Origin of the sequence: Tissierella pigra, from assembly GCF_018917845.1 — a bacterium.
Classification (GTDB): Bacteria; Bacillota; Clostridia; order Tissierellales; family Tissierellaceae; genus Tissierella; species Tissierella pigra.
Genome location: NZ_JAHLPJ010000001.1, coordinates 3,635,769 through 3,651,703, shown reverse-complemented (window position 1 = coordinate 3,651,703; position 15,935 = coordinate 3,635,769). Strand labels below are relative to the sequence as shown.

The 15,935-nt window shown below is 30.9% G+C and carries 15 protein-coding genes; 9 read left to right on the top strand and 6 right to left on the bottom strand.

Going from position 1 to position 15,935, the window contains the following annotated elements:
* Nucleotides 1-19: 19 nt before the first annotated feature.
* The 4 genes from KQI41_RS17670 to KQI41_RS17655 form a co-directional block, all read right to left on the bottom strand.
* Nucleotides 20-1,474 carry a nicotinate phosphoribosyltransferase gene (locus KQI41_RS17670; RefSeq protein ID WP_216585865.1) on the bottom strand — a complete coding sequence of 485 codons (1,455 nt, stop codon included), beginning with the start codon at nucleotides 1,472-1,474 and terminating at the stop codon, nucleotides 20-22.
* Nucleotides 1,475-1,974: 500 nt separating this feature from the next.
* Nucleotides 1,975-2,238, bottom strand: a complete 264-nt coding sequence (locus tag KQI41_RS17665) for a hypothetical protein (protein ID WP_154441336.1) — start codon at nucleotides 2,236-2,238, stop codon at nucleotides 1,975-1,977.
* 11 nt (nucleotides 2,239-2,249) lie between these two features.
* A complete protein-coding gene (gene feoB, locus KQI41_RS17660; RefSeq protein ID WP_154441338.1) occupies nucleotides 2,250-4,244 on the bottom strand; it encodes a ferrous iron transport protein B in 1,995 nt (664 codons plus the stop codon).
* Between the two features lie 30 nt (nucleotides 4,245-4,274).
* The gene (locus KQI41_RS17655) at nucleotides 4,275-4,499 is read right to left on the bottom strand and encodes a FeoA family protein (protein WP_154441340.1); all 225 of its coding nucleotides are present in this window, start codon (nucleotides 4,497-4,499) and stop codon (nucleotides 4,275-4,277) included.
* Nucleotides 4,500-4,719: 220 nt separating this feature from the next.
* On the opposite strand from KQI41_RS17655, the gene KQI41_RS17650 reads away from it, so the two are divergent.
* The 4 genes from KQI41_RS17650 (at nucleotide 4,720) to KQI41_RS17635 (ending at nucleotide 7,923) form a co-directional block, all read left to right on the top strand.
* The gene (locus KQI41_RS17650; protein WP_216585864.1) at nucleotides 4,720-7,092 is read left to right on the top strand and encodes a heavy metal translocating P-type ATPase; all 2,373 of its coding nucleotides are present in this window, start codon (nucleotides 4,720-4,722) and stop codon (nucleotides 7,090-7,092) included.
* A 30-nt stretch (nucleotides 7,093-7,122) separates the two neighbouring features.
* Nucleotides 7,123-7,329, top strand: coding sequence for a copper ion binding protein (locus KQI41_RS17645; protein WP_216585863.1), 207 nt, complete (start codon nucleotides 7,123-7,125; stop codon nucleotides 7,327-7,329).
* Between the two features lie 14 nt (nucleotides 7,330-7,343).
* Nucleotides 7,344-7,613, top strand: coding sequence for a metal-sensing transcriptional repressor (locus KQI41_RS17640; RefSeq protein WP_154441346.1), 270 nt, complete (start codon nucleotides 7,344-7,346; stop codon nucleotides 7,611-7,613).
* A gap of 145 nt (nucleotides 7,614-7,758) precedes the next feature.
* On the top strand, nucleotides 7,759-7,923 hold the full coding sequence (locus tag KQI41_RS17635) for an aspartyl-phosphate phosphatase Spo0E family protein (protein ID WP_154441348.1): 165 nt from the start codon (nucleotides 7,759-7,761) through the stop codon (nucleotides 7,921-7,923).
* A 65-nt stretch (nucleotides 7,924-7,988) separates the two neighbouring features.
* Here KQI41_RS17635 and KQI41_RS17630 read toward each other — a convergent pair whose 3' ends face one another.
* The gene (locus tag KQI41_RS17630) at nucleotides 7,989-8,384 is read right to left on the bottom strand and encodes a helix-turn-helix domain-containing protein (RefSeq protein WP_216585862.1); all 396 of its coding nucleotides are present in this window, start codon (nucleotides 8,382-8,384) and stop codon (nucleotides 7,989-7,991) included.
* A 154-nt stretch (nucleotides 8,385-8,538) separates the two neighbouring features.
* Between KQI41_RS17630 and KQI41_RS17625 the strand changes: the two genes are divergently transcribed.
* From KQI41_RS17625 to clpB, 3 genes are all read left to right on the top strand, one after another.
* Nucleotides 8,539-8,685 (top strand): aspartyl-phosphate phosphatase Spo0E family protein, encoded by a 147-nt coding sequence (locus tag KQI41_RS17625; RefSeq protein WP_216585861.1) that lies wholly within the window; start codon nucleotides 8,539-8,541, stop codon nucleotides 8,683-8,685.
* 295 nt (nucleotides 8,686-8,980) lie between these two features.
* Entirely contained in the window at nucleotides 8,981-9,910 is a 930-nt protein-coding gene (locus tag KQI41_RS17620) for a DnaJ C-terminal domain-containing protein (RefSeq protein WP_216585860.1), read from the top strand.
* Nucleotides 9,911-9,927: 17 nt separating this feature from the next.
* Nucleotides 9,928-12,522, top strand: coding sequence for an ATP-dependent chaperone ClpB (clpB, locus tag KQI41_RS17615; protein WP_216585859.1), 2,595 nt, complete (start codon nucleotides 9,928-9,930; stop codon nucleotides 12,520-12,522).
* 84 nt (nucleotides 12,523-12,606) lie between these two features.
* On the opposite strand, the gene KQI41_RS17610 is transcribed toward clpB, so the two are convergent.
* Nucleotides 12,607-14,073, bottom strand: coding sequence for a catalase (locus tag KQI41_RS17610; protein WP_216585858.1), 1,467 nt, complete (start codon nucleotides 14,071-14,073; stop codon nucleotides 12,607-12,609).
* Between the two features lie 472 nt (nucleotides 14,074-14,545).
* On the opposite strand from KQI41_RS17610, the gene KQI41_RS17605 reads away from it, so the two are divergent.
* Complete coding sequence (locus KQI41_RS17605) at nucleotides 14,546-14,815, top strand: CD3324 family protein (protein ID WP_154441360.1); 270 nt, start codon at nucleotides 14,546-14,548, stop codon at nucleotides 14,813-14,815.
* 425 nt (nucleotides 14,816-15,240) lie between these two features.
* The gene (gene cuyB / locus KQI41_RS17600; protein ID WP_154441362.1) at nucleotides 15,241-15,933 is read left to right on the top strand and encodes a cysteate racemase; all 693 of its coding nucleotides are present in this window, start codon (nucleotides 15,241-15,243) and stop codon (nucleotides 15,931-15,933) included.
* Nucleotides 15,934-15,935: the final 2 nt, after the last annotated feature.

Sequence of the window (15,935 nt, the reverse complement as noted above, 5' to 3'; positions counted from 1 at the left end):
TTTTTTACTGGTGATTATCCTATCTATGTTTTTTTAATAACTGATTCTTAATATTCCATAGTTCTTGTGACAAATCTACAAAATATCTATGTGGTTTTTCAAATCTCTTTACTTCATCCCACATTAAATCCAACTGTTCTTTACAATGATTTTTTATTTCATGTATATTTGGACTTTCATATATACAATTTCCATCTTCAAAGATCTGTACTAGAAGCTTTTTAGCATGGAAATTTTCTAATGTTTTTCTTTTCCAAGTATATAGAGGATGGAATATTTCATAAGGTTTACTAGTGTCGATTACTTCATCATGTAAAGTAATTACATCGGCTATTGCTTTTTTAGTAATATTATCAAATAATCTATATACTTGTTTAAACCCTGGGGTAGTTATTTTGCCCACATTTTCACTTACCTTTATAGTAGGAACAAGCTGTCCATTTCTTTCTATGGTAGTCAATTTATAAACACCACCAAAGACAGGTTGTGACTTTGCAGTTATAAGTCTTTCGCCTACTCCAAAGGAGTCGATTTGTGCTCCTTGAATAAGTAAGTCTCTAATTACATATTCATCAAGGGAACTGGACGCTACTATTTTACAATCGTTAAATCCTGCTTCATCTAACATTCTACGACATTCTTTAGATAGATAAGCAATATCACCACTATCTATTCTAATACCCTTAGGCCTAAATCCTCGTGGTACAACTTCTTCATTAAATACCTGTATAGCATTTGGTAATCCTTGCTTTAAAGTATTGTACGTATCTATTAAAAGTGTACAATTATCTGGATAGGTCTTAGCATAGGCCCTAAAGGCTTCTAATTCAGTAGGAAACATTTGAACCCAGCTATGAGCCATTGTACCCATGGCAGGAATATCAAAATCTCTATCTACTATGGTATTTGCTGTTCCTATACAGCCACCAATATATGCAGCCCTAGCACCTAAAATTGCACCTTCATATCCTTGAGCACGTCTAGAACCAAATTCCATTACAGTTCTGCCATCTGCTGCCCTAACTATTCTATTGGACTTAGTGGCTATTAGACTTTGATGATTTATGGTTAGAAGTACCATAGTTTCTATAAGTTGCGCCTGTATTACAGGACCACGAACCACTACTATAGGTTCTTGAGGAAATATTGGTGTTCCCTCTGGAATGGCCCATACATCGCATTTAAATCTAAAGTCCTTTAAATAATCTAAAAACAATTGTGAAAATATATTCTTGGATTCAAAGTAGCTTATATCTTCCTCGTCAAATTTAAGATTTCTTAGATATTCTATTAATTGTTCCACACCTGCCATAATAGCAAAGCCACCATCATCAGGTATTGATCTAAAAAACATATCAAAATAAGCAATTTGATCTCCCATACCATTTTCTAAATAACCATTAGCCATGGTAAATTCGTAAAAGTCTGCTAACATAGTAAGATTCTTTCTATCTTTCCAATCTAAGCTTATCATTGGCAATCTCCTTTTTCATTATCATTACCCTAATTATAGACCTATAATATGAAAAGTTCAATAAACATAATAATAAAAAATAATAAATGGGTAATTTCTAATCTCTATAGAAATTACCCATTATATAAAATAGAACTTTATTTTGATGCCTAAACCTAATGGAACTACATTGTTTTTCAAATTCAATACGTTGATACACTCCTTAATGCTATAATTCTTTGATCATTTTCATCTAACTATTTAACAATGGAGGATTTACTATTTGCAATCCTAAGGGTAGTGCTATATACATTTTTATTTGCCAGTAAAACTATTTTTAAACTAAGGGGCCAATTAAATACTTTAATTAGGTTTAAGGCTAAAGTTCTATCTATTTTATACATACATCATGCTATATCAAAATACTGCTTTATCAATATAACTTGCTGATGTATGTATTCATATTATACCCAGAAATTTTATTTTAAACATAATATTAAAAAAAACTTTAAGAAATTTTCTTAAAGTTTTTTTAGTAATGTCTTTCCCTTGTCTGTAATACTTATGGTTTTTATTGGTGTACTTGTACACATAGATTTATATGCACAGCTACTACATTTAACATCTGAGGTAGCACATCCTTCATCATTTTTAATATACTCCATACGATATAGTTGTTGGATGATTTCCTCTACTAAGGCTTCTGATGTATTTAACTTTTTTGCTATTAAAGAAGTGGAAAGAACTCTAATTTCTGACAACTCCTTTAAAACATCTTTAAGCATACTATCAACTCCTAAAATCCTAATAGGCTTCCAACTTGATATACAATAACCGATAATATCCAGCCCATTACAAATGGATATATAGCCATAAAAGCTGCCCATTTAATTGATTTAGTTTCATGCTTTACAGTACCTATTACTGCGGCACAAGGAGTGTATAAAAGAACCATTACCATAAAGGATACGGCAGTTAATGGTGTAAATACATTTTGTATGGCAGAAACAAGAGCAGTACCTTCACTTACACCTGCATAAACCATTCCAAGGATTGCAACAACAGCTTCTTTTGCAGCGATTCCTGCAAATAAACTAACAGTGGCTTGCCAAGTACCAAATCCAGCAGGTATAAATATAGGTGATAAAATAGTACCTATTCTACCTAAAATACTTTCTTGACTATATGGCTCTACTCCAAATGGCAATACAGATAACACCCATAGAATAGATACTACAAAGAATATAATAGTTCCAGCTCTGTGTAGGAAGTCCCAGACTTTACTCCACATATCTTTTAATACATATTTAAATATAGGCAATCTATAAGGTGGCAACTCCATTATAAAGTGAGAGGACTCACCTTTAAATAATGTTTTTGAGAATATTTTACCCATTATTAAAGCCATAATGATTCCCAAAGCATAAAGTGTAAATAATACGATTCCTCCATGACTTGGAAAAAATGCAGCTATAAATACTAAATAAATAGGAAGCCTAGCTCCACAAGACATAAATGGGTTAATTAATAATGCAATCATTCTATCTTTTTTGTTATCTAAGGTTCTAGTAGACATGATACCAGGTACATTACAACCAAATCCTATAATCATTGAAATAAAACTTTTCCCATGAAGACCAAGGCGTCTCATAAATCCATCCATTATATAAGCAGCCCTTGCCATATATCCTGTATCTTCTAATATACCTAAGAAAAAGTATAAGACCATAATAAGGGGAACAAATTCAAATACAGCTCCTACTCCACCAAATATGCCTTCTGAAAGGAAAGAAATTATCCATTCAGGTGAGTTGATATTTTCCAATAAGGAGACTACAAACTCTCCCATAGATTCAATAGCATCTGCTACATATCCTCCAAGTAAATCCTGACCTATAACAAAAGTTAGCTGAAATACTAAAAACATAATTAAAGCAAATATAGGTATTCCTAAATACTTGTGAGTAACAATTTTATCTATTTTATCAGTTACAGTTTCTCTTTCTTCTGAAGGTTTTTTAATAGATTGATTTACTATATTTCCAATAAACTCATATCTTTTGTCTACTATTTCAAGTTCATATTCACTAGATTTTTCCTCTATATCTATCAATCTGTCTTTAATAGGCTGGGAAGCTTTTTTTGATAAAAGGCTATAAATTTCTTTATCTCCTTCTAAAAGCTTTACTGCTATCCATTTTTTAGGATATTGTAAATCTAAGTTATCTAAGATTTTTTCTATTTCATTTATCTCACTATCAATATCCTTTCCATAACTAAAAGATTTATTAGAATATTTTTCTTTTTTTATAGAGTCAATGGATTTATCTATTAAAAGATCAAGGCCTTGGCTTTTAGCTGCAACAGTGGGTATTATGGGAACCCCTAGTTCTTTAGACAATTTATCTAGATTTATCTCGATATTTTTTTGCTTAGCCTCGTCCATCATATTGAGAGCAATAATAACCTTTACTCCCATTTCCATTAATTGAGTTGTTAGATAAAGATTTCTTTCTATATTAGTGGCATCTACTACATTGATTACAATATCTGGATTTCCCTTTAAAATATAATCTCTAGCAACTACTTCATCCTCTGAATATGCTCCGAGGCTATATGTTCCAGGAAGATCCACCACATTATACTGATTACCTTTATATTTAAACTTTCCTTCTTTTTTTTCCACAGTAACCCCAGGCCAGTTTCCAACGTGTTGGTTAGAGCCTGTTAGTGCATTAAATAAAGTTGTTTTTCCACTATTTGGATTACCAACAAGTGCTATTGTATTCAAACGACTTCCCCCTTCAAAATCAGTCACTATTTAATGTTCAATAAATACATGGGATGCCAGTCCACGACCTAAAGCCAATTTATTACCTGATAAGTTGATAATAATAGGACCAAAATCATTTTTTACAACCTTGACGCAGGCATTTTTATGAAGCCCCAATTCATATAATCTTTTTTTTGCTTTACAACACCCTGAAATCTCTTTAACTCTTCCACATTCTTTGGGTTTTAAGGAAACTAAAGATGAACTGCTCATAATATCATCCTTTCATATATGTATATACGATATTGATAATAATTATCATTAATATTTCTATTATAAATGATTTAGTACATAAATGCAATATGTATTTCATATATAACGTGAATAAGTAAATAAATATTAATAAATAATAATTTTGTTGACAGAATTCAAGAATACTAATATAATAAAAATACACCCCCCCCGTGGGGGTGGGATAAAAAGGAGTGATATAATGGAAACTAAAAAGATAAGTATAGATGTACTTGGAATGACTTGTGCAGCTTGTTCTGCTAGAGTAGAAAAATCTCTAGGCAAACAAGATGGAGTAGAGTCTGTAGCAGTAAACTTACTTTCCAATAAGGCAAATATAGAGTTTGACCCTAATAAAGTCAAACCAGAGAATTTAATCAAGGTAATAGAAAAAACAGGATATGAAGTTCCTCTAGTTAAAAAAACTTTAATTATAGAAGGAATGACTTGTGCTGCTTGTTCCACTAGGGTAGAAAAGGTTCTTAATAAACTAGAGAGGGTTAAGGCTACAGTTAATCTATCAACAAATAAAGCAACAGTAGAATATTTATCTGGCTTAACAGATGAAGAAACTTTAATTAAGACTGTAGAAAAAGCAGGATATAAAGCAGAAATAGAAATAGAGAGAGATTTAGATAGGGAAAAAGAAATGAGAGAAAAGGAAATAAAGTCTTTAAAAACATCCTTCATCATTTCAGCCATATTAAGTATACCTTTATTTTCTGCAATGTTTTTTCATATGGCTGGAATTCACAATATATTAAGTAATGGTTGGTTTCAATTAGCCCTTGCAACTCCTGTGCAGTTTATAATAGGCTATAGGTTTTATAAGGGAGCATATAATGCTTTAAGAGGTGGGGGGGCTAATATGGATGTGCTTATATCCATGGGAACATCGGCAGCTTACTTCTATAGTATATATAATTTATTAACAGGAGTTCATGAATATTATTTTGAATCTTCAGCAGTTATTATAACCTTAATTCTTTTAGGAAAAACCTTTGAAGCTGTGGCTAAAGGAAAGACTTCTGAAGCCATAAAAAAACTAATGGGTTTACAGCCTAAAACAGCAAAGGTTATAAAAGATGGAGTAGAAATGGATATACCTATAGAAAAGGTAGAAATAGGAGATATTATAGTTGTTAGACCAGGAGAAAAAATACCAGTTGATGGAATTATAGTAGAGGGAAATTCCTCAGTAGATGAATCTATGCTTACAGGTGAAAGTATTCCTGTAGATAAATCAGTAGATGATGAAGTAATAGGGGCTACAATAAATAAATATGGTGCTTTTAAATTTAGAGCAACTAAAATAGGTAAGGATACAGTATTATCTCAAATTATAAAATTAGTAGAAGATGCTCAAGGCTCTAAAGCACCAGTACAAAGATTGGCAGACAAAATATCTGGAATATTTGTACCAGTAGTTGTTGTTATAGCATTACTTACATTTGTAGGATTCTATTTTATTAAAGGAGACTTCAATATAGGGCTTGTAAATGCAGTCGCAGTTTTAGTAATAGCTTGTCCTTGTGCATTGGGATTAGCAACACCTACAGCTATTATGGTAGGTACTGGTAAAGGTGCAGAAAATGGTATACTAATTAAATCAGGAGAACATTTAGAGAGAGCTCATAAAATGGATACAATAGTATTTGATAAAACAGGTACAATAACTAAAGGAGAACCTGAAGTAACAGATATAGTTTCTATTACAGAAATAGAGAAAGAAGAAATTCTTAGAATAGCTGCATCAGTAGAAAAAACTTCAGAGCATCCACTAGGTCAGTCTATAGTAAAAAAAGGTGAAGAAGAATTGCTTAAACTATCTATTCCCACAGATTTTGCAGCAATACCAGGAAAAGGACTTAGGGCAATTTTTGAAGACAAAGAGATACTAGTTGGAAATAGAAAACTAATGGGAGATAATAATATTTCCATATCAGAAGGAGAAAAAGACTTACTAAGATTAGAAGAAGAAGGTAAAACTGCAATGCTAATATCCATAGACAATAAATTATCTGGAATAATAGCTGTGGCAGATCAAATAAAAGAAACATCTCAAAAGGCAATAGAACAGTTGAAATCCATGGGATTAGAAGTTTATATGATAACGGGAGACAACGAGAGAACAGCTAAGGCCATAGCTAAAGAAGTGGGTATAACGAATATATTAGCAGAAGTTTTACCAGAGAATAAGGCTGAAGTAGTAGAAAAGCTTAAATCAGAAGGAAAGCATATAGGAATGGTTGGAGATGGTATAAATGATGCACCAGCTTTAGCTGCTGCAGATGTGGGATTTGCCATAGGAACTGGTACAGATGTTGCTATGGAGGCAGCAGATATAACCCTTATGAGGGGAGATTTATCTGGAGTAGTAACAGCCATTAAACTAAGTCATAGAACTATGAAAACCATAAGAGAAAATCTATTTTGGGCATTTTTCTATAATACCATAGGAATACCTTTTGCGGCTTTAGGTTTTCTAGATCCAATGATAGCAGGTGCAGCTATGGCCTTTAGTTCAGTTTCAGTAGTTACAAATTCATTAAGACTAAAGAAATTTCGTGCATAGTTATTTATAAAATAGAGGAGGAAGAAAAAAATGAAAAAAACTTTATTAGTAGAAGGAATGTCCTGTGGACATTGTGAAAAAGCTGTAAAAAACGCATTAAATGAATTATCTGGAGTAACAAAAGTAGAAGTTGATTTATCAACTAAAACAGTAGAGGTAGAGGGAGAAAGTTTAGATGATACTCTTATAAAAGATGCAATAGAAGATGCAGGATATGATTTAATAGAAATAAAATAGAGAGTAGTGATTTAATGAATGAGGGAAAAAGAAAAGCCGCTATTAAACTGAAAACAGCTAGAGGTCAAATAGATGGAATAATAAAAATGCTTGAAGACGATAGATATTGTGTAGATGTTTCTACACAGATTCTATCTGCAATTGGATTGTTAAAAAAGGCAAATATAGATATACTAAATAGTCATATAAGATCTTGTGTAATTACTGCTATTTTAGAAGGTGAAGAACAAGGCGGAGAGAAAATAGATGAGATAATAAATATCATAGATAAATATATAAAATAAAAAAATAAGACAAATAAAACAACTTAATTATATTAAGTTGTTTTATTTTGTCAAAACCTTTCTAATATAATAGAAAGAAATCTATTGAACGAACATAGGTTTTAACGTATAATTTAAACTATATGATTTTATGTAGGGGGATAATATGAAAAACGAAATTAATAAGATTAGAGAAAAGTTGTATAAAGAAATGAAATTTCAAAATGATAACCATAAGGAAGTCATTCAAGTAAGTGAGGAACTGGATAAACTTATTGTAAAATACCATTTAGAGGAAGAAGAAAAATTAAATAAAAAGAAGCTGCAATAAAGTTGATTTTCCATTAAATCAGTTTTACAATTTTAATAAAAGTCAGGGGAGGTCAAAGTATGACCTTACTTTTTAATAGAAGGTAAAATAAGTTTATAAATATCCTTTAAAAGAGATATTTGTTCCTTAGAACTACCTTCTAATACGTTCAATAATTCTTTGAGTTCATTGTCAACGGATACCTTGTAAATATCATTAAATGCCTCCGAAATACTTATATTTTCCATATAATAGTTATAACCATATAGAAGATAGTCTACTGAGATATTTAAAACACTGGATATATTTACTAAGGTATCTACACTCATTTTACGATCTCCTCTTTCCAGTTGACCAATATAAAATGATGATAATCCAACTAATTCAGCAAACTTTTCTCTAGATAATCCTAATTTTTCTCTTTCTAATCTAATTCTCAATCCTACATCTTTGTAGTTTAATGTCTTTTTTGAATCATTCATTTTCGCCACCTCAATAATAATGTATACGTTTCTGGGTCTTAACTAAATTGGCTAATGGCATATAAATATAATTGCCTATTTGCATAAAAAGTATTGTATTGCAAGTATGTTTTATTATATAATAAATGTAATAAAATTTATTTGGAGGAAAAAAATGAAGAATAAAATTAATAATTTAAGGGAACATTTACATCAGGTAGTTAAGTCCAACAATAAAGTAGAAATATTGCAAATAAGTCAAGAGCTTGATAAATTAATAATAGAATATCATAAAGAAGAAGACTTAGAAGAAAGTTTATAATTCACAGTTATATTGAAAAATAATAAAAATACTGAGAGGACATTTGCAGACAGGATTTAATTTTTGAGTTGCCATAAGCAAAAAAGATTTTAAGCAGTTTGCATTATTTGAGCGTAATCAGTGTGTATTTTTATTATTTTTTTATTAACTGTGAAGAGTAATAAAAAAGGAAAAAAATTAACTAATTATATTGTTATTATATTGATTTTTTCAGTGAAAAATGTATAATTAAGTTAAAGGTCAAGGAAAGTCAAATAAGGTTGAATCATTTAATTATAAAAAGGGAGAAGATTCTATGGAATATAAAGATTATTATAAAATACTTGGTGTTGATAAAAATACAAGTCAAGATGAAATAAAAAAGTCCTTTAGAAGTTTAGCTAAGAAGTATCATCCAGATCTAAACCCAAATGATAATAAGGCACAGGAAAAGTTTAAGGAAATAAATGAAGCCTATGAAGTATTAGGAGACGAAGAAAAGAAAAGGATGTATGATCAATTTGGTTCGGGATATAATTTTTCTAATGGTCAAAATTTTGATCCATCCCAATATGGTTTTGGTGGATCAGGAGGATATACCTATACTACAACAGATGGGGATTTTAGTGATTTTTTTAATATGTTTTTTGGTGGAATGGGCGGAAATCAAAGAGGTGGCAGTCAAAGAGGTTTTGATTTAGGTAACTTGTTTGGCAGTAGGAAAGCAACTAAGAAGCAAAGTCCTTCTTACGAATCGGAACTAAATATAACTATTGAAGAAGGTTATAATGGAATCCAGAAAGATATAAATCTTAATGTTGGTGGCGAAAATAAAAATATATCAGTAAAGGTGCCAAAGGGAATATTGCCTGGGAAAAAATTAAAAGTTAAAGGTGAAAAATGGGGCATTAATGGAGATATTCTCTTTAAAATTAATTTTATGGAAGATGAAAGAAATAAACTGGAAGGACTGGACATAATATCTAAAGTAGATTTACTACCTTGGGAAGCTGTATTGGGAGAAAAGGTAGTAGTAAACACCCTAGATGGAAAAATTAAAATCGATGTTCCAAAGTTAATTTCGTCAGGAAAGAAAATTAGAATACCTAAAAAAGGATATAAGGATATGCAAGATAATAGGGGAGACTTATATGTAGAAATAAATATAGTAAGTCCAAATAATATTACAGAAGAAGAAATCAAATTATATGAAAAACTAAAAAATATTAGTAAAGATAATAAGTAGTCAAGGAGGTATATAATATGGATTTAAATAAATTTACTCAGAAGTCTTTAGAAGCAGTACAAAATTCACAAAATATAGCCATAAAAAATGGAAATCCAGAGTTACAAGAAATCCATATTCACTATGGCTTAATGACACAAAATGAGGGATTAATCCCTAAAGTAGTATCTTTAATGGGAGAAGACTCTGAACTGGTTAGAATAGATGTTGAAAGAGAAATAGAAAAACTTCCTAAGCAATCTGGTGGTGGAGGTTCTATGTATCCTAGTAGAGTATATACAAAGATTTTATTAAATGCAGAAGAAGAGGCTAAGAAATTTGGAGATGAATATGTAGGAGTAGAGCATATTTATATATCACTTTTAAAGGAAAAAGGTTCTGCATCTGAAAGGATATTTAATAAATATAATATAAATCTACAAAGATTTTTAGAGGCGTTAAAGAAAATAAGGGGAAATCAAACCATTACTTCTGACAATCCAGAGTCTACTTATGAGGCATTGACTAGATTTGGAAGAGATCTAGTAGAAGATGCCAGAAAAGGCAAAATTGACCCCGTAATCGGCAGAGATGGGGAAATAAGAAATGTAATTAGAATATTATCTAGAAGAACTAAAAACAATCCTGTTTTAATAGGAGACCCTGGAGTAGGTAAAACAGCCATAGTAGAAGGTTTAGCTTCTAGAATAGTTAACGGAGATGTTCCAGAGGGACTCAAGGATAAGACCATATTTGCATTGGATATGGGAGCATTAATTGCCGGAGCAAAGTATAGAGGTGAATTTGAAGAAAGATTAAAAGCAGTTTTGTCTGAAATAGAAAAATCAGAAGGTAGAATAATAATGTTTATAGATGAAATTCACAATATAGTAGGCGCAGGAAGAACTGATGGAGCTATGGATGCTTCAAATCTTTTGAAGCCAATGCTTGCAAGGGGAGAGGTTCATACAATAGGTGCTACTACTTTAGATGAATATAGACAGTATATTGAAAAAGATGCAGCTTTAGAAAGAAGATTTCAAAAAGTATTAGTTCAGGAGCCAACAGTTGAGGACACCATATCAATTCTTAGGGGATTAAAAGAAAAATATGAAATCCATCATGGAATAAGAATATCAGATGGTGCTGTAATAGCTGCAGCAACTTTATCCGACCGATATATATCTGATAGATTTTTACCTGATAAGGCAATAGACTTAATGGACGAAGCTTCAGCCATGATAAGAACCGAAATAGATTCTATGCCTGTGGAAATTGATGAAATAAGAAGAAGGATACTACAACTGGAAATCGAGAAATCTGCTTTAAAGAAAGAGACTGATGAAGCTTCAAAAATAAGATTAGAAAAACTGGAGAAAGAATTATCAGATTCTAAGGAAAAGTTCGATATAATGAAGGCCCAATGGGAAGATGAAAAAAAGAGTATATCAAATATTAAAGATATAAAAGAAGAAATAGATAGAGTAAAAAGGGAAATAGAAGAAGCAGAAAGAAAATATGATTTAGAAAAATTATCACAATTGAAATATGGAACTTTAGCAGAATTAGAGAAGAAACTACAATCTGTCAATGAGAAAAACGAAAAAGAAGAAAGAATGTTAAAGGAAGAAGTTACCGAAGAAGAAATAGCAGAAGTAGTGGCTAAATGGACAGGAATTCCAGTGTCTAAACTGGTAGAAACAGAAAGAGAAAAGCTGTTATCCTTAGATAAAATACTTCATAAAAGAGTAATAGGGCAAGATGAAGCTGTGGAATCCGTAGTAGATGCAGTAATTAGAGCTAGGGCAGGAATGAAACAAATAAATAGACCAATAGGATCTTTTATATTCTTAGGTCCTACAGGAGTAGGTAAGACAGAACTATCTAAAGCTTTAACTACCACATTATTTGATGATGAGAGAAATATTATAAGGATAGATATGTCCGAGTATATGGAAAAACACTCTGTATCTAGACTTGTAGGAGCACCTCCTGGATATGTTGGATACGATGAAGGTGGTCAATTAACTGAATCTGTAAGAAGAAAACCGTATTCAGTAATCTTATTTGATGAAATAGAAAAAGCCCATCCAGATGTATTTAATATACTTTTACAAGTATTAGATGACGGAAGGTTAACTGACAATCAAGGTAGAACAGTTGACTTCAAAAATACAGTTATTATAATGACTTCCAACTTAGGTTCATCTTATTTATTAGAAGGAATCAGACCAGATGGCAGTATAGATGAGTATGCAAAAGATAAAGTAATGAATGAAATGAGAAGAACTTTTAAACCTGAGTTTTTGAATCGTATAGATGAAATTGTAATGTTTAAACCATTACAAAGGGAAGAGATATTTAAAATAATAGACCTTCAAATAGAGGAAATCCGTCATAGACTAGAAGATAGGCAGATTTCTATAGAATTAACAGATGAAGCAAAAGACTTTATTTTAGACAGAGCCTATTCCATACAATATGGTGCAAGACCAGTTAAGCGATTTTTACAAAAACATTTGGAAACTGAAATAGGTAGAATGATTATTAGAGGAGATTTGAAAGATAAGGATAATATTCTAGTAGTATGTGATGGAGAAGATTTTAAATTTAAAGTAAATAATATTGATTAAATAAAAACTTGGTACAATTATTAATAATTGTACCAAGTTTTTTACATAAATAGGTTTCAAAAAGGTTATATTCATATGTTTATATTATTCTGTACTGGAAGATAAACTTATACCCATTGCTTTTGCCACACCTTCACCATAGGCTGGATCTGCTTTTAGACAATTTTCTATATGTCTCATCTTTATAAATTCAGGAACGCCTTCCATATTTCGAGCTGTATTTTCAAATAAAGCTTGTTGTTTTTCTGGGGTCATTAATCTAAAGAGCTTACCAGGCTGTGTATAATAGTCATCATCATCTTCTCTAAAATCAAATCTCATAATATGTCCAGAAGTCATTTCAATTGGGTCACCATATTCAGATTGCTCTTGCCATTCATTATAACTATTAGGTTCATAGTGCAATTTTGAACCATGGTTGCCATCAACTCTCATTTGTCCATCTCTATGGAAACTATTATAGTCTTTAACTGCCTTTGGATAATTAACAGGGATTTGATGATGATTAACTCCCAATCTATAGCGTTGTGCATCTCCATATGCAAATAGTCTTCCCTGAAGCATTCTATCAGGAGAGAAACTTATTCCTGGCACCACACTAGCAGGATTAAAAGCTGATTGCTCTACATCTTGGAAATAATTATCAGGATTTTTATTTAACTCTAATATGCCAACTTTTATTAGAGGATATTCACTTTTATACCAAACCTTTGTTAAATCAAAAGGATTGTATGGCATACTATTAGCTTGATCTTCAGTCATTATTTGAACATACATTGTCCATTTAGGGAAATCACCTTTTTCAATTGATTCATATAAATCTCTTTGATGACTTTCTCTATCATTTGCAATTATTGTAGCTGACTCCTCATCTGTTAGATTTTCTATACCTTGATGAGTTGTAAAATGGAATTTTACCCAAACCCTTTCATTTTCAGCATTGATAAAACTATAGGCGTGAGAAGAAAATCCATGCATATGTCTATAGGACTTTGGTATTCCTCTGTCACTCATGGTAATTGTTATTTGATGTAATGCTTCAGGAAGTGAAGTCCAAAAATCCCAATTGTTTGTAGGACTTCTCATGTTAGTACGAGGATCACGTTTTACTGCATGATTTAAGTCAGGGAATTTGAGAGGATCTCTAAAAAAGAATACTGGAGTGTTATTACCAGCCAAGTCCCAGTTTCCTTCTTCAGTATAAAACTTTATTGCGAATCCCCGAATATCTCTTTCAGCATCAGCAGCTCCTCTTTCACCTGCAACAGTAGAAAAACGTACAAATATTTCAGTTTCTTTACCTATTTCTGAAAATAATTTTGCCTTTGTGTATTTAGTAATATCATCTGTCACTGTAAACTTTCCAAAGGCTCCTGAGCCTTTAGCGTGCATTCTTCTTTCTGGAATAACCTCTCTATCAAAATGAGCAAGTTTTTCTAGAAACCAAACATCTTGCAGTACCATAGGACCTCTAGGACCTATAGTCATAGAGTCTTGATTATTAGCCACTGGTGCACCTGTGACTGTGGTTAATTTCTTGTTTTTATCCATATTCCATCTCCTCTCTTTAGTTTATGACTTAGTTATTTAAATACCCTAATTTAGAACATTAAAACTATAAACCATTATAGTCTCTTCGCTTTTGGTATAGATATTAAAAGCCAAAACCTAGCTGAAATAGATAAAATGATTATCGGGAGAGATTTGAAAGATAAGATAACGTAATAGTTTCTAGTAATAAGAAAAATTTTTTAAATTCAAGGGGAAAAATTATTATAATTGTTTTTTCCATATTATTCTTATACAATAAATGATAGAATTAGGTTATCAGCTCAGTATAATGAATGGGATGTATATATTAAGGCTGAAGGCAGAAGAGAAATTAGAATGAAAGATCATTGTAAATATTATTCTAAAATATAATAGATAATATTAAAAAATATACTAAGGGAGGTGGGTATTGTGAATAAATGTGAAATTTACATTTGTCAATCTAATACTTTTTTATGGGAGGTACTGATATTTGAGTTACAAAAATGCAGCAGAAGTATTGCCACCTCATTTGCTGGAAGAGGTTCAAAAGCATATTGATGGAGGACTAATATATATACCTAAGGTTAGCAACAGATTGAGTTGGGGTCAATTGACAGGTTCTAAAGAAGCCCTTGCAGAAAGGAATAAAGATATTATCAAATTATTTCAAAATGGTATTTCTATTAGTAAGATATCAGAAGAGTATTATCTAAGTCAAGAGACCGTTAGAAAAATAGTATATGGTAAAAAACTATTATAATTGTTTTCTCTATATGATTTTTATAGAATAAATGAGAAAATATAATTAACCGGTTAACATAGAAGAAGGGAGATGGTATTTTGAAAATAATAGAGGTGTTTTTAGTATAAATTTTTAAACAAATAAGCTAGGTCATAACTGACCTGGCTTATTTGTTTATCTAGAGGATAGAGATTTAATCACAAGTCATAGCAGAATAATGGTAAAGGCGTTTAAAATATCAATTAATCCAATTAATAAGGTAATATTTATGGATTTTGAACTAATTCTTCATGATTTTTATATTCTAGTATTCCATACACTTTGGCATAAAATTATAATTTATATTCATATAATTTTGTGCTTTTTCATATCTTAAATATAATATTAAAAAGATATTATTATATAAAAAAAGGATAAACAGATAAAAATTATGGGGTGGTAGAATGATTCTTGGAATAATGGGAGGTATGGGACCAGCAGCTACCTGTTACTTATTTAATAAGATTATAAGTCTTACACCTGCAACTAAAGATCAAGAACATTTACATATTATTATTGACAATAATGTGGAAATACCCGATAGGACAGCATATATTTTAGGACTAGGGGAAAATCCTATTACGGAGATGATAAAATCTATTTTAAAACTAGAGATAATGGGAGTAGATTATATAGCCATACCATGTAATACTGCTCATTATTTTTATGATGAAATAACTAAGTATACTAAAGTAAAGATATTGAATATGATATATGAAACAGCAAAATATTTAAAAAATAATTATACTCACAAGAAATATTTACTTCTTGCAACAGAAGGGACTTATAAATCTGAAATTTATAAAATCATATTTCAAGAATTTGATTTAGACATTATATATCCCGATGATACTCATAAGAAAACTCTGATGAATTGGATATATGACGTTAAATCCTCAAAATTTAATGTAGAACCAATGGAAATTCAAGGTCTTATAGATAAATATATTGAAGATAGTCATATGCCAGTGATTTTAGGGTGTACAGAGTTACCTCTTTTAGCAGAAGAAATAGGTGCTCCAAAGGAATATATAGATCCTATTGTTATATTAGCTCAAAGATGTGTAGAAATGAGAAACTATAAACTAAATGACTGACA

Coding starts and splice junctions, on each gene's coding strand:
- KQI41_RS17630 (WP_216585862.1), bottom strand. CDS start 8,384: ATGAATGATTCAAAAAAGACATTAAACTACAAAGATGTAGGATTGAGA.
- cuyB (WP_154441362.1), top strand. CDS start 15,241: ATGATTCTTGGAATAATGGGAGGTATGGGACCAGCAGCTACCTGTTAC.
- KQI41_RS17620 (WP_216585860.1), top strand. CDS start 8,981: ATGGAATATAAAGATTATTATAAAATACTTGGTGTTGATAAAAATACA.
- KQI41_RS17640 (WP_154441346.1), top strand. CDS start 7,344: ATGAATGAGGGAAAAAGAAAAGCCGCTATTAAACTGAAAACAGCTAGA.
- KQI41_RS17635 (WP_154441348.1), top strand. CDS start 7,759: ATGAAAAACGAAATTAATAAGATTAGAGAAAAGTTGTATAAAGAAATG.
- clpB (WP_216585859.1), top strand. CDS start 9,928: ATGGATTTAAATAAATTTACTCAGAAGTCTTTAGAAGCAGTACAAAAT.
- KQI41_RS17650 (WP_216585864.1), top strand. CDS start 4,720: ATGGAAACTAAAAAGATAAGTATAGATGTACTTGGAATGACTTGTGCA.
- KQI41_RS17610 (WP_216585858.1), bottom strand. CDS start 14,073: ATGGATAAAAACAAGAAATTAACCACAGTCACAGGTGCACCAGTGGCT.
- KQI41_RS17665 (WP_154441336.1), bottom strand. CDS start 2,238: ATGCTTAAAGATGTTTTAAAGGAGTTGTCAGAAATTAGAGTTCTTTCC.
- KQI41_RS17655 (WP_154441340.1), bottom strand. CDS start 4,499: ATGAGCAGTTCATCTTTAGTTTCCTTAAAACCCAAAGAATGTGGAAGA.
- KQI41_RS17670 (WP_216585865.1), bottom strand. CDS start 1,474: ATGATAAGCTTAGATTGGAAAGATAGAAAGAATCTTACTATGTTAGCA.
- KQI41_RS17645 (WP_216585863.1), top strand. CDS start 7,123: ATGAAAAAAACTTTATTAGTAGAAGGAATGTCCTGTGGACATTGTGAA.
- KQI41_RS17625 (WP_216585861.1), top strand. CDS start 8,539: ATGAAGAATAAAATTAATAATTTAAGGGAACATTTACATCAGGTAGTT.